Genomic DNA, 20360 nt, shown 5'->3' with positions numbered 1-20360 from the left:
TTAGCTCTATCAAAATGGCCTAAGACTTCTTTCTTACAAAAATGTAAGATAAAAATCAAAAATGAAAGGATAAGTTATGGTTGCCCTTTATTCTTTATTTTATGATAATAATGAGCTTTAGAAATACGAAAGAAGAAACTTTTAGCGCATGGTGACAAATTCTTCGGAGCCAGTTGGGTGGATGGCAACAGTCGTATCAAAGTCGGCTTTGGTAGCTCCCATCTTAATAGCAACAGCGAAGCCTTGAATCATCTCATCTACGCCATAGCCAATGCCATGGAGGCCGACAACCTTTTCATCGTGACCCGCAGTGATAAGCTTAAACTTGGCTTGCTGGCGGTGCTGGGTGACAGCTGAGTACATAGAGGTAAAGCTAGAGGTGTAGACATGAACTTGCTCAGCACCATAATCTCGAATAGCTTCTTCCTCCGTCAGCCCTACTGTGCCGATAGCGGGGTGGGAGAAGACGACAGTCGGAATAGTGGAGTAATCCATCTTGGCATCTGTCTTGCCGTTAAAGAGGCGCTCAGATAGGGTGCGGCCAGCCTTGATTGCTACTGGCGTCAGCTCTTTTTCGCCCGTCACATCGCCCAAGGCATAGATGCCAGGTACGACAGTGTTTTGGTACTCATCCACAGCGATAAAGCCTCGGTCATTTAGGGTAACCCCTGCAGCATCAAGATTGAGGCCTTGGACATTTGGCTTACGGCCAATAGCCCAAATAATCCGCTCAGCAATATGGCTACTACCGTCTTGGAAGTAGAGTTGTAGCTGACCATCAGGAAGTTTTTCCACTCGTTCGGGTATCTTGTGAGCATGAAGACTAGGACCAGATTTTTCCATTTCAGATACCAATCCGTCAATCAGATAGCTATCGAAATTGCGGAGAGGACGGTCGCGACGGACAAAGAGATCCGTCTTGACACCTAGAGTATGGAGGACACCAGCAAGCTCCACTGCGATATAGCCTGCTCCGACGACAGCAACAGACTTGGGCAGCTCTTCCCAAGCAAAGACATCGTCAGAAGTCTCGCCGTATTCGGCACCAGGAATCTGAGGAATGGCTGCATGAGCACCTGTTGCGATAACGATGTGTTTGGCGCGAATCAATTCTCCATTGACTTCGACTGTATGCTTGTCAACGAAATGAGCGCGACCTTCGATCAATTCAACGCCGTTGCGTTTAAAGCTTCCATCATAGGATGAGCGAGCGCGGTCAATGTAGGCTTCCCGATTCTTTCGTAAGGTAGCAAAGTCAAAGTGCTGATTTTCTGAAGTAAAGCCATAGTCTGGTCCATAGTGTCGGATGGCCTCGGCAATCTGAGCACCGTACCACATGATTTTTTTAGGGACACAACCGACATTGACACAGGTTCCCCCTAATTTCTTTTCTTCAATGACAGCTGCTTTAGCACCATACTCACCAGCACGATTCATGGTAGCAATACCCCCGCTACCCCCGCCAATTGCAATAATATCGAATTCTTTCATAGTTAGATAGAAGCTCCTTTAATCAATATGAAGTAATTGTACCTTTTTTAGAAAATGAATGCAAAAATCTGCTATGATCTAGAGATTTTACAGCGTTTGTAGAGGAAAAATGGCCTTTTAGGGATTTTATCCCTTTTCCTATCACAATATGTTAGGCTTATGATATAATGTAGTATAAAAGAAAAATGGTTTTCATCAAGAGGAGGAAAAAAGATGAAAAAGCTGAAAAAATGGCAGCTATTTAGTATTATCGGAGTTGCTGTTGTAGTTGTATTGGGAGCAATTTCTGCAATAGTCCTGAGCAATCTTAGTTCTACAACAGAACCTAAGGAAGTTGCACCAATTGTGCAACAGGCAAAAGAAGGTAGCATAGCCTCATCTGTCCTGTTGACGGGGACCGTAACGGCTAACTCAGAGCAATATGTTTATTATGATGCTACCAAGGGCGACTTGGAGTCGGTCCTAGTCAATGTTGGTGACCAAGTAGCTGTAGGACAAGCACTTGTTCAATATAAGAGCACAGAAGCTCAAGCAAATTATGATGCAGCAGTTCGTGCTGTCAATAAGGCTGACCGTCAGATTAATGACTTACAGACTAATGGGGCGACAGTAGAAAAAACTGGCGATGAAGAAACGGATAATAAGTCCCTTGCCTCTGCTCAACGTACCGTCGATTCTCAACTGGCTGATTTGCGCGATGCACGTTCAGACGCTGTGGACAATATGAACAAGGCGCAAGCATTGTTGAATGCAGCGACTGTTACAAGCACTGTTGAGGGGACAGTAGTGGAAGTAAACCGCGATGTATCCAAATCAACAACAGGAACTAACCAAACCTTGGTGCACATCGTCAGCAACGGCAGTCTTCAAATCAAGGGAGAACTCTCTGAATACAATCTGGCTAATTTGTCAGTTGGACAAGAAGTAACCATTACCTCAAAAGTGTATCCAGATAAAAAATGGACAGGTAAAATTAGCTATATTTCCAACTATCCTAAGGACGGACAGCAAGCTTCATCAACTAATACAGGTGGCGCGGCTTCCTCTGCAAAATATCCATTTACAGTCGATATTACAAGTGAAATTGGTGATTTGAAGCAAGGTTTCTCTGTCAGCGTTGAAGTGAAAAACAATACAAAAGGGATTCTTGTACCAGCAAGCAGTATCATCTCAGACGGAGACAAGAACTACGTTTGGACTGTCGAAAAAGGTAAAGCAAAGAAAGTGGAAGTGACCTTAGGAAATGCTGATGCTGAAAATCAAGAAATCTCATCTGGTTTGACAAAAGACAGTAAAGTTATCACCAATCCAACAGATAGCTTGAAAGATGGTCAAGAGGTGAAAGCGGATGAAAAAACTCATTGATCTACGAAATATTAATAAAACCTATCGGAATGGTGATCAAGAACTTAAAGTCTTAAAAAATATCAATTTGACAGTTGAAGAGGGCGAGTTTGTGGCTATCATGGGGCCGTCTGGTTCCGGGAAGTCCACCCTGATGAATATTATCGGGATGTTGGATCGCCCGTCTACTGGCGAGTATTTTTTAGAAAATGAAGATGTTGCAAACTTGGGTGATAAGAAATTGGCCAAGGTTCGAAATAATCAAATCGGCTTCGTTTTTCAGCAATTTTTCCTCTTGTCTAAATTAAACGCACTTCAAAATGTGGAACTCCCGCTGATTTATGCAGGGGCGTCACAAGGAAGTCGCAAAAATCTGGCTAAGCAGTATTTAGAAAAAGTAGATTTGGGTACTCGTATGACCCACTTGCCATCAGAGTTGTCTGGGGGACAGAAGCAACGTGTTGCCATTGCGCGTGCCTTGGTAAACAATCCTTCGATTATTCTTGCCGATGAGCCTACAGGAGCCCTTGATACCAAAACTGGAGAGCAAATCATGGAACTCTTGATGGAGTTGAACGCTGAGGGAAAAACGATTATCATGGTTACTCATGAACCTGAAATTGCTGCCTATGCTAAGCGCCAGATTGTCATTCGTGATGGAGTCATCTCTTCAGATAGCGCTGAGAAGGAGGAACGTGATTAATGCAAAATTTCAAATTTGCTATTAGTTCCATTCTTGGGCATAAGATGCGGGCTTTTCTGACCATGATCGGGATTATCATCGGGGTTGCGTCTGTTGTCGTCATCTTGGCATTGGGAAATGGAATGCAACAGGGAGTTACCAAGAGCATCACAAAAGAACAGAAGTATGTAAGCTTGCTTTATTCTCCCACTAAAAATAATTATACGATGGGAGTTAATTTGATGGAGGTCAATGGTGGTCAAGATGCAGATAGTGAGATACTAGAGGAACCACCTGTTGTCCAAGAGTCTTGGGTTAAGGAACTATTGAAGATTGACGGAGTCAAGGGCTATTATGTGACCAATGGTTCGACAGCTGACTTTTCTTATCAGAACAAGAAGTCTGATAAGGTCAACATTACGGGAGTGAATGCTACATTCTTTAAAATTAGAAAATATGAGATTTTAGCTGGACGGACTCTCTTGCCTAGTGACTATCAAAGTTTTTCTAATGTAATGATGATTGATGAAACAGTGGCAACCAGCCTGTTTGGAAGTAGTGCGGAAGCCCTGAATAAAATAGTTTCAGTCGGTGACAGCAACTATCGGGTCGTTGGTATCTATAAGGATCCCAATGCTGGTCAGAGCATGAGTATGAGCTCAGGTAGCGCCTTGATGGCTAATACACAGGTAGCATCTGAATTTCATACAGATGAAATTGCAACTGTCTATATCTATGTGCCAGAAGTGGATCGTATCAACGAAGTTGGTGTAGAAGCAGCCAAAGAATTGACGGCTCTTTCAGGAGCTCGTCAAGGAGAATATCAAATCTTAAATATGGATACCTTGCTGGAGCAGTACAATCAAATCACAGGAACTATGACCGGTGTTATCGGAGCTATTGCAGGAATTTCCCTCTTTGTTGGTGGTATCGGTGTGATGAATATCATGCTAGTATCCGTTACAGAGCGGACACGGGAAATTGGTTTGCGAAAAGCTCTTGGAGCAACGCGTGGAAATATTCTCACACAGTTCTTGATTGAATCCATGGTATTGACCCTTATTGGTGGCCTGCTTGGTCTTAGCCTTGCCTATGGAATCAATGCTCTGCTAGCTGCAGTCGTGCCTGAAAACGTATTTGGAGGCCCACCAGTTGTCTCTGTCACTGCAGCAGTTGGAAGCCTTGTCTTCTCAGCCATGGTTGGGATTGTCTTTGGTATCTTGCCGGCTAATAAAGCCTCTAAACTAGATCCGATTGAAGCGCTGAGATATGAATAATGTCATCAAGAGGCTGGGACAAAATAGTTCTCAGCCATAAAAAAGCTAGAGATTCCCAATGGCGGAACTCTAGCTTTTAATTTTGACTCGTTCTCTTATTGTATTTAAGGAGATTATTAGCCATGAGTACCAATCCCATGTCAATTCTCACTTGACGCTTACCTCTTAGGTTACATCTCGTGTAACCCAAACAAGCCTTTATCTGCCCAAAAACAGGTTCCACATCAATTTTACGTTGAGCGAACATCTATCTACCTTCGGGAGATAAAAGCGCCTGGCATTCTTTCGTTTTTAAGTGCTGATAGCGTTCGTTAATATACAGTCCCTTTTGAGGGGCTGACTCAGGCTCATCAGCGTAGTAAACCTTGAGTTCCTGTTGAAAGTCCGTCTGTGTTTTCTGATGTTTGATATGGTGAAAACGATAGCACCAGCCGTCAGGATGTGTGTAGCTATCCTCCTTGTCATCATAGTGCCAATTCGCTAAGTTTCTAGCCGACTGTTTATACCCTTTCCTCTGTTCCTTATCAAACATGGCATATTTAATCAGATGGTTCACCTCCTTTTCATCTAAACGAAGGAGGTTCTCTTCACTTCCATATCCAGCATCTGCGATAACTGTCTTTATGTCATGCGGATAGGTTTCAAGTAAGGGCAGAAGAGTCTTGGTATCTGTCGGATTTGAGAAGACATCATAGTGAAGAACAAATTGATTTTCAGTAGCGATTTGAAGATTATAAGCAGCCTTGAGTTGGCCATTTTTCATATGGCCTCCTTTTTCTCATACCATTCAAGAAAGACCCAAAGAAGCAAACAAGCGAACTAGGATTGGTGATTGGGAAGCAGACACGGTTGCAGGGAAAACTGGAAAAGCTTTTCTAATTACTCTAACGGATCGTTATTCTCGCTTTCTTAAAATCAAGAAGGTAGGGGTCAAGAAAAGTAAACTAGTCATAGAGGCTATGGTACAAATTTTGGAGCCCTTGCCGAAAGAAACTGTCACCCCAGATAGAGGAAAAGAATTCACGAATCATCAAGACTTGACTGACAAATTAAAAGTAGAAGTCTATTTCCCAGATCCTCATGCGCCTTGGCAACGAGGAACAAATGAGAATACCAATGGATTACTACGAGGGTATTTTCCCAAAGGGAGTGATTTGACATTCATTGACGATCATACCATTAAGCTGTGGGATGATAAACTAAATAATAGACCACGAAAGTGTCTCAACTGGAAAACTCCTTATGAGGTATTTTATGGTTAAATTATGCACTTAATTTGACAATTCGAACTCAAAAAAGTTTATAATAGTTTTAACATGTTCAATAATTGAGCAGACCTTGGATAATAGCTAAAGGAGAAATTATGACTTTTGATAATCTAGTTGCACAAATTAATGAACTTGCTGAAACGCAGAGAGATCGAGGGACATATTTTGAATATTTGGCTCGTGCCTATTTTCAAAATGAACCAACATACCAGAATGAGTTTAAGAATGTATGGATGCTAGCAGATGTTCCAGAGGAATTTGGAATACCTAAAGTTGATCTTGGAGTAGACTTAGTTGCTGAAAAATTTACTGGTGAATTAGTAGCGATTCAGGCAAAATTCTATAATCATAGTATCAAAAAATCTAATATTGATTCTTTTTTAGGGGAGCTTGGAAAAGATTATTACGAATCAGGTATTATTGTTGCTTCAACCGATAAATGGGGCAAAAATGCTGAAAAAGCTCTAGCAGATCGTAGTGATGTTATTCGTATTGGGCTTTCAGATTTAAGAAATTCTCAGATTGATTGGTCAAAATTTTCTTTTGAATCACCAGAAGTAGTAGCTGTAAAAGCTAAAAAGAAGTTAAGATATTATCAAGAAAGTGCAATTCAGTCTGCATTGAATCATTTTACAGAAAATGATCGTGGACAACTTATAATGGCGCCTGGAACTGGTAAGACTTTTACGAGTCTAAAAATTGCTGAAGCAATGGCAAGAGATGCCTCTAAGGAACAATACACTATTCTTTATCTAGTACCTAGTATTCAACTACTTACGCAAACCTTGAGAGGGTGGAATAATGATACAGAAATGACAATGTCTTCTATGGCAGTTACCAGTGATAGAAATGCTAGTCGTGGCACTGTCAAGCAAGATGAGTCCAATATAGCTATCAAAGCCAGTGACATTGGATATCCAGCAACAACTTCTTCAAAAAAGGTTGTTGAGAACTATTTGGAATTAATGACTAGACCCAAAAAAGAACTATTAGTTGTTTTTGGGACTTACCAGTCAATTGACGTTCTTGGAAAAGCTCAAAAGGACGGTTTTCCAGAGTTTGATTTAATTATCGCTGATGAAGCCCACCGTACTACTGGAGCGAAAGCTTTAGGAGATGAAGCATCAGCGTTTACAAAGGTACATAGTAATCTAAATGTAAAGGGGGCGAAGCGCCTTTACCAAACAGCAACACCAAAATTATATGGTACTGATGCTAAGAAAAAAGCAGAAGAAAACTCAATCATTATTTCTAGTATGGATGATGAAAGCCTATATGGTAGTGTGTTCTATCGTTTAGGTTTTGGAGATGCTATTAGTCATGACATTCTTACTGATTATAAACTGATGGTTTTAGCAGTTGATGAAACAGTTGTTCAGAAAGATATGCAAAAAGCTCTTGCTGATTCAGAGAATGGATTGAATATTGATGATGTGGGGCGTATCATTGGTGTTTGGAATGGAATGATTAAACGAGAAAGTTTTGCAGATAAAGTTTCTGGAGAACCAATGCAAAGAGCTATAGCCTTCTCTCGGACTATCGAAGATAGTAAACGACTATCAACTCAGTTTGAAAATGTTGTTAATGAATACCTTAATAGTGATGAAGGATACTCCGTAAATGTTCGTCATGTTGATGGTAGCATGAATGCCCTTGAAAAAAATGAAGCATTAGATTGGTTAGCAAGTGATAATATACCTGAAGATTCAGCACGTATTTTATCAAATGTTCGCTTCCTGACAGAAGGAATTGATGTTCCTAACCTAGATGCTATTATTTTCCTGTCTCCTCGAAAATCCCAAGTGGATATTGTTCAGGCTGTCGGTCGAATCATTCGTAAATTTGAAGGTAAAGATTATGGCTACATTATTTTACCTATTGTAGTTCCTGAGGGGGCAACGCCAGAATCAATTTTAGACAATAATAAAACATACGATGTTATCTGGCAGGTGTTAAACGCCTTGCGTTCAGTTGATGAACGCTTTGAAGCTACAGTTAATAAATTGGAATTAAATAAACAAAAACCCAAAAATATCCAAGTTATTGGGGTTGGTGGTGCACCAGACGATCCTAATTTCAATGATAGTTATGTGAAAGAGCCAATAGTTGCTTACCAAACAGAACTTGAACTTGAATGGGAAGCTGTCGAAGGGGCAATCTATGGTAAAATTGTCCAAAAGGTCGGTGATAGACGTTATCTAGAGGATTGGTCTAAAGATGTAGCTGATATTGCGAGACGTCACATTCAAGGAATTGAGTTCATCTTAGAACAAAATTCTGATAGTAAATCTGCTTTTGAAAAATTTCTTCAAAGCCTTCAACACAATATCAATGAATCAATTGACCAAAGTCAAGCGATTGAGATGTTAGCGCAACACTTAATCACTTTACCAATTTTTGATGCACTTTTTGGAGAATACAGTTTTGTTAAGAACAATCCAGTAAGTTCTGCGATGGAACAAATTGTAGAAGAATTATCACAATTTGGTTTTGAAAAAGAGCAGAAAGAGTTACAACCATTTTATGATTCAGTTCGTTTACGTGCAGAGGGGATTGATAACGCCCAAGCTAAGCAGAAAATCATTATTACTCTATACGATAAATTCTTTTCTACAGGATTCAAATCAACCACAGAAAGATTAGGTATCGTCTTTACTCCTGTAGAAGTTGTAGATTTTATTGTCAAATCAGTCGATGTAGTCTTGAGAAAGCACTTTAGTAAGACTTTAGCGAGTGAAAATGTTCATATTTTGGATCCATTTACTGGAACTGGAACATTTATCACTAGAACATTGCATTACTTGAAATCACTGATGGATAGTGGTGAAATTACCTTTGATGACATTTTAAGAAAATATACACAAGAATTGCATGCTAATGAAATTGTTCTTCTAAGCTATTACATTGCTGCCATTAATATTGAAGCTGTATTTGATGAAATTAATGGTGATGAAGCATATACACCATTTGAAGGTATTGTTTTAACGGATACCTTTGAATCAACAGAAACAGAAGATACGCTTGATGACTCATTCTTTGGTACTAATGACAAACGTTTAAAACGCCAGCAGGAAAAACCAATTACTGCTATCATTGGTAATCCACCATATTCCATTGGACAAAACAGTCAAAATGACAATAACCAAAATATCTCGTATCCAAAATTAGATAAACGCTTAGCAGAGACCTATGTAGCTAAATCTAATGCAGGTCTCACAAAAGGATTATATGATTCTTATATCAAAGCTTTTCGTTGGGCATCAGATCGCCTTAAAAATCAAGGAGTGATTGGATTTGTAACGAATGGAAACTATCTCAATACGAATTCTGCTGATGGTTTACGTGCTGGACTTTACGAAGAATTTAATCATCTTTATATTTTTAATCTCCGTGGTGACCAGAGAACACTAGGAGAACAATCCCGAAAAGAAGGCGGGAAAATCTTTGGTTCGGGTAGTCGTACTCCTGTAGCAATTTCAATTCTAGTAAAAGATGGCTCAGATAGTCATGAACTTCACTATCATGACATTGGTGATTACCTGTCACAAAAGGATAAGTTGAAAATTATCGAAGACTTCACTGATATATCATCCATTGATTGGTCAACTATTCTACCAGACGAAAATAATGATTGGCTCAATCAGAGAGATCCGAATTATCAGAAATATGATAATCTAGCTGGAGAGATTAATTCTGTCTTTAACAGCAATGCAGTTGGTATTAGTACAGCGAGAGATTTGTGGGTATACAATTTTTCAAAACAGAAAACAAAAGAAAATGCTGAAAGGTTAATTAATAACTATAATTTAGAAGTAGATAGAACAGAAATCATAGCTCCTGAAAACCGGAAGTCGATACTGAATAGAAATGATAACTTTATTAAGTGGTCAGTTAAATTAGAAGATTCAATCTTAAAGTCAAAAAGAATACAATTCTCGAAGGATAATATAATCGAATCAATGTACCGACCTTTCACAAAAAAATACTTGTATTATAGTAGCGATGTTATTGAAAGGCCTGGACAGTGGCATAGAAAATTCGGGAAAAATAATCTAGTTATTATGACAACTGGAAAGGGTATATCTCGTCCCTTTTCTACTTTAATAACTAATTTAATGCCTAATCTACATACAATGGATACAGGACAACATTTTATGCGTTTTGACAACGAAGTTGATGAAACGTCATTGTTCCAAAACAATGATAATATGAATCAAGCGTTTTCTGATAAGCTGGGATTGAATTTGGATGACACTTTTGCCTATGTTTATGGGTTGCTCAACTCTAAAGAATATCAAGAGAAGTATGCTAATGATTTGAAGAAAGACTTAGCTCGAATTCCCATTGTTAAGAATAAAGAAAAGTATGTTGAAGTTGGTCAGAAATTGATTAACTTGCATCTTAACTATGAAGAAGTTCCTGTCTATGATGGAGTTGAAATTACGACAGCAGGGAATCCAAGTTACAAAGTAACCAAGATGAGATTCGCTAAAAAGCGTGATGAAAAAGGAAAATCTGTAAATGATCTATCTACAATCATATTTAACAGCGACATCACCGTCAGTAATATTCCTGAAAAAGCGTATGAATATGTTGTAAATGGGCGCTCTGCTATTGAATGGATTATAGATCAGTATCAAGTCAAAATTGATAAAAAATCTGGAATTACTGATGATCCAAATGAGTATAGTGATGATGAAAAGTACATCTTCAATTTACTTTTGAGAATCATCAATGTATCTATCCAAACTGTTGATTTAATCAATAGTTTGCCTAAATTTGAGGTGGAGGAGTAGGGTATGTTTTTAGAAAAGGTGGAATATTGGGATTTTCGGAAGTATAAATCAAATGATGATTCTCCTGGCCTAATTGTGAATCTTCAAAAAGGCATGAACTTGATAGTAGGTGAGAATGATGCGGGAAAGACAGCGATTATTGATGGTATTAAATTACTGCTAGGTACGTTGAGTGATGACTATGATAGAATTTCAGATACAGATTTCTATACACGCGATGGAAAAACATTCAAAGAAGAATTGAAAATAGTAGGTTATTTTACAGATCTTTCATATGAAGAGGCTGCGAAGTTTTTAGAGTGGATTTCATTCACTCAAGATGCCAAACCATTATTAAAAGTAACTTTAAAGGTTACCAAAAAGAAAAATCCTAATGGAAATGAATATTTTGATAGGAAAATCTATGGTGGTGACTATAATTCAGAAACTGTTATTGATAGTGAAAGAAGGCAGCTGTTACGAGCAATTTATTTGAAGCCACTGAGGGATGCTCAGAGGGAGTTACGGCCGGGTCCATATTCTCGATTATCAAACATTCTTTCTGCCCATCCTCAGGTTGGTGAAAGTGGAAAACAAGAACTTCTGGATATTGTTGATAAGGCGAATGGAGAGGTAAAAGAATTTTTCTCTAAGGATGAACATAATGTGGTTCAGTTAATTATGAATCAACTAGAAACCTTTTATGATAAAAATGATTTTGAAAAAAGTAAGATTGCCTTTAATGTCTCAGAAGCTAATATTTATTCTATATTATCACGACTAAGTTTAGATACTGAAAGTGTCAATTTAGGATTAGGGAACTCTAACCTTTTATATATAGCAGTTGAATTGCTTCTGATGAGAGATGGTAGTAATTATATTGGTCCTAGAATTGCATTGATCGAAGAAATAGAAGCTCATCTTCACACACAAGCTCAGATTCGATTGATTAAGCATATGGAGAGTAATTCCTCTACCCAATTTATTCTAACAACACACAGTACCAATCTAGCTTCTTCTATAAATCCTAAAAATCTTATTTTGCTATATAATAATCAAGCGTTTTCAATGGCAGAATCAGAAACTTTGTTAAAAACAGAAGATTATGAATTTTTGGAGAGATTTTTGGATGCGACAAAGAGTAATTTATTTTTTGCAAAAGGATTAATATTTGTGGAGGGTGACGCAGAAAATTTGCTTTTACCAACATTTGCTGAGCTAATAGGCTATCCTTTACATGAATATGGGATTTCAATAGTTAATATAGGGAATACAGCCTTTGAACGGTATATTAAACTATTTTCAAGAAGTGGAGCTGATAGGATTCAATTACCTATTTCTATTATAACTGATGTAGATGTTAGACCACTGGAATATTATAAGGATAAAGGTACATCTGGAAAAGTATACATAATAGGAAATCAAATTGAATTTCAACAGATTTCAAGTGAATTGAACCTAGAATCTGATTTACCTGAAGAAGACCGTCCTTATGGGACAATATTTTCTACAAAAAAAAATCTAATAGATGGATTTGGACTCAAGCAAAATTTTGATGAATCCCAATTAGAAAATAAAGTTGTTAAAGATTTGAATGAAGAGCACATTGAAGAACTCATAAGAATAAAAAATGATACAATTATCCAAAAATATGACGATTACAATGCTAATTCTAAAACCTTCGTTGCTCCCGAATGGACATTAGAATATAGTTTAGCAAAGAGCCCGTTAGTAAAGTTGCTTTGGAAATCTATTCATGAAACAAGATATAAGGAACCCTATAGTACTAATAATAAAGAAAAATTTGATAAAATAAATAATCTGTTTACCGATGGTAGTGAATCAATCAGCGCTGAGCTAGCATACAATGTATTTAAGTCTTTGAATGATAAAGTTGTATCTAAAGCAATCGTTGCACAAAAGTTGGCGATTGAAATAGGAAATTTAGATAATGAAGGCAAAGAGCAACTAAAATCAGAAGTACTATCCAATAAGTACACTCAATATTTAGTTGATGCGATTAAACATGCTGCTCAGATAAATGAAGAAGAGGGATGTACTGATGAATGAATTAATAGCATCAATTGAGAAAAGTTTACTCCCATCTGGATGTCATTTTTCTGAGGAACAGCAATCCGTTATCTATGAGAACAATGATATGGATGTTGTCGCTGGACCTGGGACAGGAAAAACCACAGTTCTTACTGCACGCATTAAAATACTATTGGAACAATTGAAAGGTTCTGGACAAGGCATCTGCGTTCTAACTCATACAAATGTTGCTGTTGATGAAATAAAATCGAGTTTAAAAAAGCTCGGTGTTGAAGAAATCAAAAATCCTCATTTTATTGGAACAATTCAAGATTTTTTCAATACATTTTTTGCTAAGAAAGCATTTCATTTGATTCTAGGTGATAAACAAATGAGAGTGCTTGATGATGAAATATTCCGAGAAAAATTTGATAAACAGTTTGTTCGATATTATCAAACTTTGATTGAAAAAGGTAGTGTTAAATCAGTTCCCGAGAAATTACCCAATCCAGCTGGAAAAATAGATAAATGGAATTTTTTGCATGAGGGAAATCCAGTGAGAGTAGAATCTAAGGTTGGTGGAAAAAATAAACAATATAACAACGCTTTTAATACTAGTATAAATAGGTTATTTAAATCAGGTATTATTACAAATCATTGTTGTCTGGAACTGTCAAATTGGTATATTGAACAGTATAACAAAATATTTAAAGCAATAATCTCTAAAAGATTTGCTTATTTGTTATTAGACGAGGCACAGGATACAAGTAAATTTCAATTTGAATTACTCCAATCATTATTTGATAATACTTCTGTAATCGTTCAAAAGTTTGGAGATCCTTATCAAGCAATCTACAATATTTGGGGTGGTGATACAGAATTGGCGTGGGAAGTCGACGATTCTAGGGAGAAGCGTATTTCCAAAACCTCACGATTCAGCGAAACTATTGTAGATGTTGTAAAAAATGTTTGTATTGTGAAATACGATGATTTTAAATCAACTACTAACCATACTTCCTTCTCTCCGTATTTTATTATTTACGAAGATGGAGATGATTTGATAAAGAAATATAGATTGTTAATTGATGAATTAGAAGATAAGAATGAAACTTTTAAGAAATCAAGAAAACCTAAAGTTATTGTATCAGCTCTACACAGGGATTTGGAAAACACTTTTGGTGAAAGATATAATCGTGCTGTCACAAAGAATACAAATTATAAGAGTGATTTTGAGTTATTTTCGAGTATTTTGCTAAAGTCATTATCAAAATATTTTGATAACGACTTTGAAGATAGCTTAAACAAAGATGAATTTAGAATAAAGGCATTTAAAATTATTAAAGAACTGAGGAATGATAATGATGAGAAAATAATTGATGAGTTAAGTGAACTTCTTGATGGACTTGTAATTGATAAAGAACTGTTGCAAAATAATTATGGTTTATGTATTGAGATTAAGGAGTTGCTGAAATCTAATTTCTCTAATGGCTCACAAACTATATCAGACCAGTCAGTATATAATGACGGTGAAGATATAAGTCTAGCTACCATACATTCGGTGAAAGGAGAGACTCACAAGGCAACTTTGCTAATGTTGGATTCAGAGTTTTCTACTGGTTATGGTGATAGTTCCACTAGCTATTCTATGCTTCAATTACTCGAAAAATATTTGACTAAAAATTATGTTGAACTTCCACAAGATAAAAGTGATATGGAGAAAGAAACAGAAAAGGCTCTTAAACTTGCTTATGTTGCTCTAAGTAGACCAACTCATCTTATCTGTATAGGGATTCCAGAATACAAAGTAACAGAGAATGAAAACTTATTAAATGTTTTTAAAAGTGCTGGATGGATGGAAAGTTCATAGGAATGTTAGTTCACGTATACTGAATTACTTAATTACTTAATATCTTTCCAAAAAATCATCATTTTTCGGAAAAACATAACTGACAGTAGAAATTCTGCTGTCAGTTTTTTTATCCTTGAATATACAATATAAGTGCACAATAAAAACCAATAAGATTTTTTAGTAAAATATGGTGCTCGCGGTGTGATTCGCAAACTTCGTCATCGTGGGAAAACACGCCATACGAAAGGTCATGATGAAAACAGAGGGAAATTTCCTGTTTCTCATACCATTCACGAAAGATCCGAAGAAGCAAACAAGCGAACTAGGATCGGTGATTGGGAAGCAGACACCGTTGCAGGAAAAACTGGAAAAGCTTGTCTAGTTACTCTAACGGATCGTTATTCTCGTTTTCTTAAAATCAAGAAGCTAGCGGTTGTCATAGAGGCTATGGTACAAATGTTGGAGCCCTTGCCGAAAGAAACTGTCACTCCAGATAGAGGAAAAGAATTCACGAATCATCAAGACTTGACTGACAAATTAAAGGTAGAAGTCTATTTCCCAGATCCTCATGCGCCTTGGCACCGAGGAACCAATGAGAATACCAATGGATTACTACGAGAATATTTTCCCAAAGGGAGCGACTTAACATTTATTGACGAGCACACCATTCAGCTGTGGGAAGCTAAACTAAATAATAGACCACGAAAGTGTCTCAACTGGAATACTCCTTATGAAGTATTTCATGGTGAAATTGTGCACTTAATTTGACAATTCAAGTCTCAAAAATCAAAAAACATCCCTTGGAAAAGTCCAAGAGAAGCTGTAAGTCTTTATAGAGTTTTACAATCCTATAAATAATTTCTGGTAAATTTTTGGTAAGATGGTAAGTTTTCCAATCACAAAGCCCGTCAAATCAATAATTTTAGAGCCGATTACTTCATAGTCGGGAAAAGTAATACATCGCGAATCGTAGTCACATCTGTGAGCAACATTACGAGACGGTCGATACCGATTCCGAGGCCTCCAGTTGGTGGCATACCGTATTCCAAGGCTTCAACGTAATCATAGTCGATACCTGTCGCTTCGTCATCGCCAAGTTCTTTAGCTTTTGCTTGTGCTTCAAAACGAGATAATTGATCAATTGGATCGTTCAGCTCAGTGAAGGCATTAGCATATTCTTTGGTCATGATGAAGAGCTCAAAGCGGTCCGTGAAGCGTGGGTCTTCTGGGTTTTTCTTAGCCAGAGGTGACACAGCAACGGGATGACCGTAGACAAAGGTTGGCTGAATCAAGGTCTCTTCAACAAATTCTTCAAAGAAAGCATTGATGACATGGCCTACTTCGGTGAAGTGCTTTTCAAGCGGCACTTTCTTTTCCTTAGCCAAGGCAGCAGCTTCTTCAAAGCTCATATCTTGCCAGAAGTCTACGCCAGTGATTTCCTTGATGGCATCTACCATATGAACACGTTTAAATGGCTCGTTGATCTTGATCTCAGTACCTTGGTAGTTGACTGGTCCATCTCCTTTTACAGAAATGGCAGCATGTTGGATGATGCCTTCTGTCAAGTCCATGATATCTTGGAAGTCCGCATAGGCTTGATAAACTTCGATAGAAGTAAACTCAGGGTTATGAGTAGCGTCCATCCCTTCGTTACGGAAGATACGACCAATTTCATAGACGCGTTCCATACCACCAACGATAAGGCGTTTCAAGTGAAGCTCAGTCGCAATCCGCAATACCATGTCAATGTTTTGGGCATTGTGGTGGGTGATGAATGGACGGGCAGCAGCACCGCCAGCTTCATTGTGGAGAACAGGTGTTTCAACTTCAAGGAATCCTTGTCCATCAAGATAGCGACGAATTTCTGAGATAATTTTTGAACGAGTGACAAAGCGCTCAAAGCTTTCACGGTTGGAAATCAAGTCCAAATAACGTTTGCGGTAGATGGTTTCAACGTCAGTCAAACCGTGGAATTTCTCTGGAAGGGGACGCAGAGCTTTTGAAAGGTGAGTAATATGCGTTGCTTTGATAGAGAGTTCTCCCATATCTGTGCGCATCACATCGCCTTCAATTCCCAAGAAGTCACCCAAGTCAGCCTTTTTGAAAATCTCATAGTTTTCTTCACCAACTTCGTCCTTACGAACGTAAATCTGGATTTGGCCTTCACGGTCTTGGATGTGGGCAAAGCCGACTTTCCCTTTTCCACGTTTAGTCATCAAACGACCAGCAATAGTTGCTTTTTCGTTCAATTCATGCAATTCTTCTTTGGATTTGTCGCTGTATTTTTCTTTAAGTTGAGCAGAATTTGCAGTACGTTCAAAACGTTTTCCGAAAGGATCAATTCCTTGCTCAGCTAGCGCAGCCATTTTTTCACGGCGAATAATCTGCTGGTCATTTAGTTCTTCAATATGTTCAGTAGTCATTTTCTTCCTCCTAAGGCTTTCCCTTCTATTCTATCACAAAATAAAAGGAAATTCAGCAATAATTATCGATAAAAATAGAAAAACTGCGATGTTTAAAGATTCGCAGTTTCATCAGTTAGCATGTAATCTAAGTTGTTCCAAGTAAGTAACTTGAAAGAGTCAAAGTCCTCTGTTTCCAAAATGGTGACACTAGCGTTGGCCAAGCCTCCGTCCTTACGGAGCAAAGATGTTTCGTAACCGAGCAGCCGACGAATGCTGGCAGTTAGGTTGGCTCCATGTCCGACAATCAAGACATTTTGATAACCTTTCCCTTTGAGAGACTTCACGAAGGCAATTGTCCGATTGGTGGTTTGAGCGACGGATTCTGCGTCAAATAGTTGGTGATCAAACTGGGATAGATCGTGGCGAAAAGCCCACATCTGCTGAGGATAAGTGGCTTCTACAGTAGCAATTTCAGCTCCTTCCAGTTTTCCAAGAGCCCACTCTCTTAGTTGAGGAGTTGGAACAATATCGGTTTGATACTGATTTTCACTTTGGATGATTTCTGCAGAACGGCAAGCACGCGGCAAATCGCTAGAGTAGATTTTATCGAATTGAACGTTTGATAAATGCTTGCCCAAGCGCTTGAGCTCATCAATGGATGTCGCCAGTAGTGGAGAATCTCCGCTTGTCCCTTGGAAACGCATTTCTAGATTCCATTCGGTTTTTCCATGTCGGATAAAATACAATTTCATATCAAGATCCTTTTTCCTTTTGAAGCGAATAGCCTAGTCCTCTTTCAAGTCCGCGAACTGTGCTTGAACAAAGTCAGCCAAGTCCTGAGCCTTGATCTGGATACTACGGCCGACTTCACCAGCAGAAACAATGATGCTTTCGTGACTCAGAGCCGTTTGGTCAATGAAAATGGGGAAGGAGTGTTTTTGGCGAATGCCGACAGGATTATTAGCGCCATGGATGTAACCAGTCGTTTTTTCTAAATCTTTCTGCGGAATCATACTAACTTTTTTATTGCCTGAAATTTTTGCTAATTTCTTTTCCGACAGATGTTCGGTGATAGGCAGGATGCCAATGACTGTTCCTGTTTTATCCCCGTTTAAAGCCAGTGTTTTATAAATTTGCGAGCGGTCAAATTCCTCTGTCAGGCTATCATCTAAAGCATTAATCTGCAAACCTTGGTGTTCGATTTTTGCCTTGTTTAAAATTTGCTCGACCAGTGTTTTTTTGAGTTTTGTTTTTTTAGCCATTATTTATATTTCTCTTCTAGTTGGGACATCCAAATTCCTAGCCAGATGCCTAGTCCAAAGAAAAAGGCAGCAAGAACAAGTGTGAAAATGGATACTCCTGCATAACTAATGCTCTCACTGTTGCCGCTTTGAGGGAGAACAATGAGTAAGGTGCTGGACAATACAATGCCAATGATAAAATGGTAAACGCGGGAATGATAATGCTTCAAAATGTAGTCCATGGCTTTTGAAAAGAGAATCAGAGCCAGAGCGCCGCCGATGCCGATTGGCAGGAAGGTGCCAAATAAATCCAGGCGTTTAAATCCTGTCAGCATGGGAGAATAGAGTCCTAGAATCAATAGCAGATTTGAAGGACTGAGTCCCGGAATCAAGATTCCTAAAGCGATAAGAGCACCCGCTAAAACAAAGGACAGGAAGTTAGCTGGCAGTGTTCCCACCATTCCATTCAGCGAGTAAAGAAAGATCCCTGACAAGATGAAACTAAGCCAGAAGGTAACAGTATCAGCTCGATCTCTGTCGGATTCCTTGACGGATTCTTTGATCAGGCTGGGAATGGTACCGATGATGGCTCCAGCAAAGCCCCAGAGAACGATAACCTTGTAATTATCCAGCAAGAGATTGACTGGATAGGAGAAGGCTGCGATCCCTAAAACCATCCCAATAGCCACAGGAGTGAAGTAGAGAACATTCTCGACAAAATTTTCTTTGATATGGGCTAAAAAGCGAATCATTCGCTCATAAATCCCCAAAATAGCAGCTAATACACCGCCAGACACACCAGGCAGAATGAAACCAAGCGCGATAATCATTCCTTTTAAAACTCTAGCAATCCATGAAATCATAATATCTCCCTACAAGTTTTTTCATTAGACTATTGTACCATAAAGCTACATACTTTTCTGAAAAAAGCAAGAAAAATATCTTGTACAGAGAAAAAAAGATACAAGATTTCCTAACAATTATCTTGCATCCTTTTTATTTTGGTGTTGAAAATAATTTTTTATAAGTCTCTTTTTTATCCTGTACAGGAGAGAGCTGATTGAGGTCTAAGTTATGTGGGAAACCTTCCAATTTACCTTCTGAGGTGTATTGATGTAGGTCATAGGGCTGTTCAGTATTTGGAGCAGCGTTATAGTAGCCGTCATTATAGCCATAAGTTGGAATCCAAACGGCAGTAAATTTCTCAGTTGAGATACTGTGCTCTTCCATGAAATAGGTCCCAATGTAGATACCAATATTTTGAGCTCCAAGACTTTCAAGTTTGGCACGAAAGGCCTCGATTCCTGCGTTCATGTCGCCCATGGTCTTTTCTTCAACATCAAGCCAGTAAAAGGTAGGCTTATATTTCGAAGAGGCCTTGTAGAAGCTTTCAGCCTCTTTTTCCATTTCTTTGATATTGCCTGCTGCTATATAAGCATAGACAGCTACAGGAATCCCCCGTTTTTGAAACTCTTGGATATGGGTGGCAAATGATTTGTCAAGTCCATTTAAATGAGTGGCAACATTTTCTTTTTTTGCTTGAGCTCCACTATGCACGCGAATGATAGCACCAGAAATATTTGTTGATAAGGTATCATAGTCTATTTCGCTGGGCAATTGCCAACCGGAAAGGTCAACGATAGGCTTATTAAGCAATTCTTCCTCAGGTTCGTCTGAAGGAGCTTCTTCCTTTTTTTTCTTGGTTGTCACCTGACTGACTTGAGTTTTTTTTGTTTGGGCTTGTTTAATTTGCACATCAAGATGGTGTTTGCTTATGACAATATATAGAATAAAGCAAGCAAAAAATAACAAGAGTGCAAGCGGTTTAATCCTTTTTCTCATACTGTTTCATTGTAACGTAAAATAAATAGAAAAGCAAAATATTTATCTATATTTCCAGCGAAATATGAAAATGTAATCTGATTGCAATAGAAGATAAAACAATTTGAAATAATTGGATTTTTGAGGCGATAAATAAGTAAATATCTTTTGAAGCC

12 protein-coding genes and 3 pseudogenes are annotated in these 20360 nt (G+C 38.2%); 8 read left to right on the top strand and 7 right to left on the bottom strand.

The window, feature by feature from the left end; genetic code table 11:
• Nucleotides 1-141 precede the first annotated feature (141 nt).
• Complete coding sequence (gene gorA / locus ACWPVL_RS01835) at nucleotides 142-1491, bottom strand: glutathione-disulfide reductase (protein ID WP_454386439.1); 1350 nt, start codon at nucleotides 1489-1491, stop codon at nucleotides 142-144.
• A gap of 213 nt (nucleotides 1492-1704) precedes the next feature.
• Here gorA and ACWPVL_RS01830 point away from each other — a divergent pair, with 213 nt between their 5' ends.
• The 3 genes from ACWPVL_RS01830 to ACWPVL_RS01820 are packed head-to-tail and all read left to right on the top strand — an operon-like array spanning nucleotide 1705 to nucleotide 4794.
• The gene (locus tag ACWPVL_RS01830; protein WP_187421095.1) at nucleotides 1705-2856 is read left to right on the top strand and encodes an efflux RND transporter periplasmic adaptor subunit; all 1152 of its coding nucleotides are present in this window, start codon (nucleotides 1705-1707) and stop codon (nucleotides 2854-2856) included.
• Nucleotides 2840-3538 (top strand): ABC transporter ATP-binding protein, encoded by a 699-nt coding sequence (locus tag ACWPVL_RS01825; protein WP_454386436.1) that lies wholly within the window; start codon nucleotides 2840-2842, stop codon nucleotides 3536-3538. The genes ACWPVL_RS01830 and ACWPVL_RS01825 overlap by 17 nt, the downstream gene beginning before the upstream one ends.
• Nucleotides 3538-4794 carry an ABC transporter permease gene (locus ACWPVL_RS01820; RefSeq protein ID WP_005590694.1) on the top strand — a complete coding sequence of 419 codons (1257 nt, stop codon included), beginning with the start codon at nucleotides 3538-3540 and terminating at the stop codon, nucleotides 4792-4794. The genes ACWPVL_RS01825 and ACWPVL_RS01820 overlap by 1 nt, the downstream gene beginning before the upstream one ends.
• 76 nt (nucleotides 4795-4870) lie before the next feature.
• On the opposite strand, the pseudogene ACWPVL_RS01815 reads toward ACWPVL_RS01820, so the two are convergent.
• Nucleotides 4871-5569: pseudogene (locus ACWPVL_RS01815) on the bottom strand (transposase); the annotation flags it as partial.
• 1 nt (nucleotide 5570) lies between these two features.
• Here ACWPVL_RS01815 and ACWPVL_RS01810 point away from each other — a divergent pair.
• The 5 genes and pseudogenes from ACWPVL_RS01810 to ACWPVL_RS01790 all read left to right on the top strand — a co-directional run.
• Nucleotides 5571-6056, top strand: a pseudogene (locus ACWPVL_RS01810) (IS30 family transposase); the annotation flags it as partial.
• A 101-nt stretch (nucleotides 6057-6157) separates the two neighbouring features.
• Nucleotides 6158-10858, top strand: coding sequence for a DEAD/DEAH box helicase (locus ACWPVL_RS01805; RefSeq protein WP_454386434.1), 4701 nt, complete (start codon nucleotides 6158-6160; stop codon nucleotides 10856-10858).
• A gap of 3 nt (nucleotides 10859-10861) precedes the next feature.
• Nucleotides 10862-12907 (top strand): ATP-dependent nuclease, encoded by a 2046-nt coding sequence (locus ACWPVL_RS01800; protein WP_454386432.1) that lies wholly within the window; start codon nucleotides 10862-10864, stop codon nucleotides 12905-12907.
• Complete coding sequence (locus ACWPVL_RS01795) at nucleotides 12900-14735, top strand: UvrD-helicase domain-containing protein (protein ID WP_454386430.1); 1836 nt, start codon at nucleotides 12900-12902, stop codon at nucleotides 14733-14735. The genes ACWPVL_RS01800 and ACWPVL_RS01795 overlap by 8 nt, the downstream gene beginning before the upstream one ends.
• Before the next feature lie 168 nt (nucleotides 14736-14903).
• Nucleotides 14904-15485: pseudogene (locus ACWPVL_RS01790) on the top strand (IS30 family transposase); the annotation flags it as partial.
• A 164-nt stretch (nucleotides 15486-15649) separates the two neighbouring features.
• Here ACWPVL_RS01790 and lysS read toward each other — a convergent pair.
• From lysS to ACWPVL_RS01765, 5 genes are all read right to left on the bottom strand, one after another.
• The gene (gene lysS / locus ACWPVL_RS01785; protein WP_149518108.1) at nucleotides 15650-17140 is read right to left on the bottom strand and encodes a lysine--tRNA ligase; all 1491 of its coding nucleotides are present in this window, start codon (nucleotides 17138-17140) and stop codon (nucleotides 15650-15652) included.
• Between the two features lie 92 nt (nucleotides 17141-17232).
• Entirely contained in the window at nucleotides 17233-17874 is a 642-nt protein-coding gene (locus tag ACWPVL_RS01780; protein WP_454386427.1) for a histidine phosphatase family protein, read from the bottom strand.
• Nucleotides 17875-17907: 33 nt separating this feature from the next.
• Nucleotides 17908-18384: an aminoacyl-tRNA deacylase gene (locus ACWPVL_RS01775; protein ID WP_454386425.1), complete on the bottom strand. Its 477-nt coding sequence runs from the start codon at nucleotides 18382-18384 to the stop codon at nucleotides 17908-17910.
• Nucleotides 18384-19226, bottom strand: coding sequence for a DUF368 domain-containing protein (locus tag ACWPVL_RS01770; protein ID WP_288930178.1), 843 nt, complete (start codon nucleotides 19224-19226; stop codon nucleotides 18384-18386). The genes ACWPVL_RS01775 and ACWPVL_RS01770 overlap by 1 nt, the downstream gene beginning before the upstream one ends.
• Nucleotides 19227-19359: 133 nt before the next feature.
• Nucleotides 19360-20205, bottom strand: coding sequence for a glycoside hydrolase family 25 protein (locus ACWPVL_RS01765; RefSeq protein WP_454386423.1), 846 nt, complete (start codon nucleotides 20203-20205; stop codon nucleotides 19360-19362).
• Nucleotides 20206-20360 lie beyond the last annotated feature (155 nt).

The sequence above is a fragment of the Streptococcus sp. Marseille-Q8145 genome, from assembly GCF_965112035.1.
The sequence above is the reverse complement of the archived record's forward strand: the minus strand, read 5'-3'. Positions and strand labels throughout refer to the sequence as shown.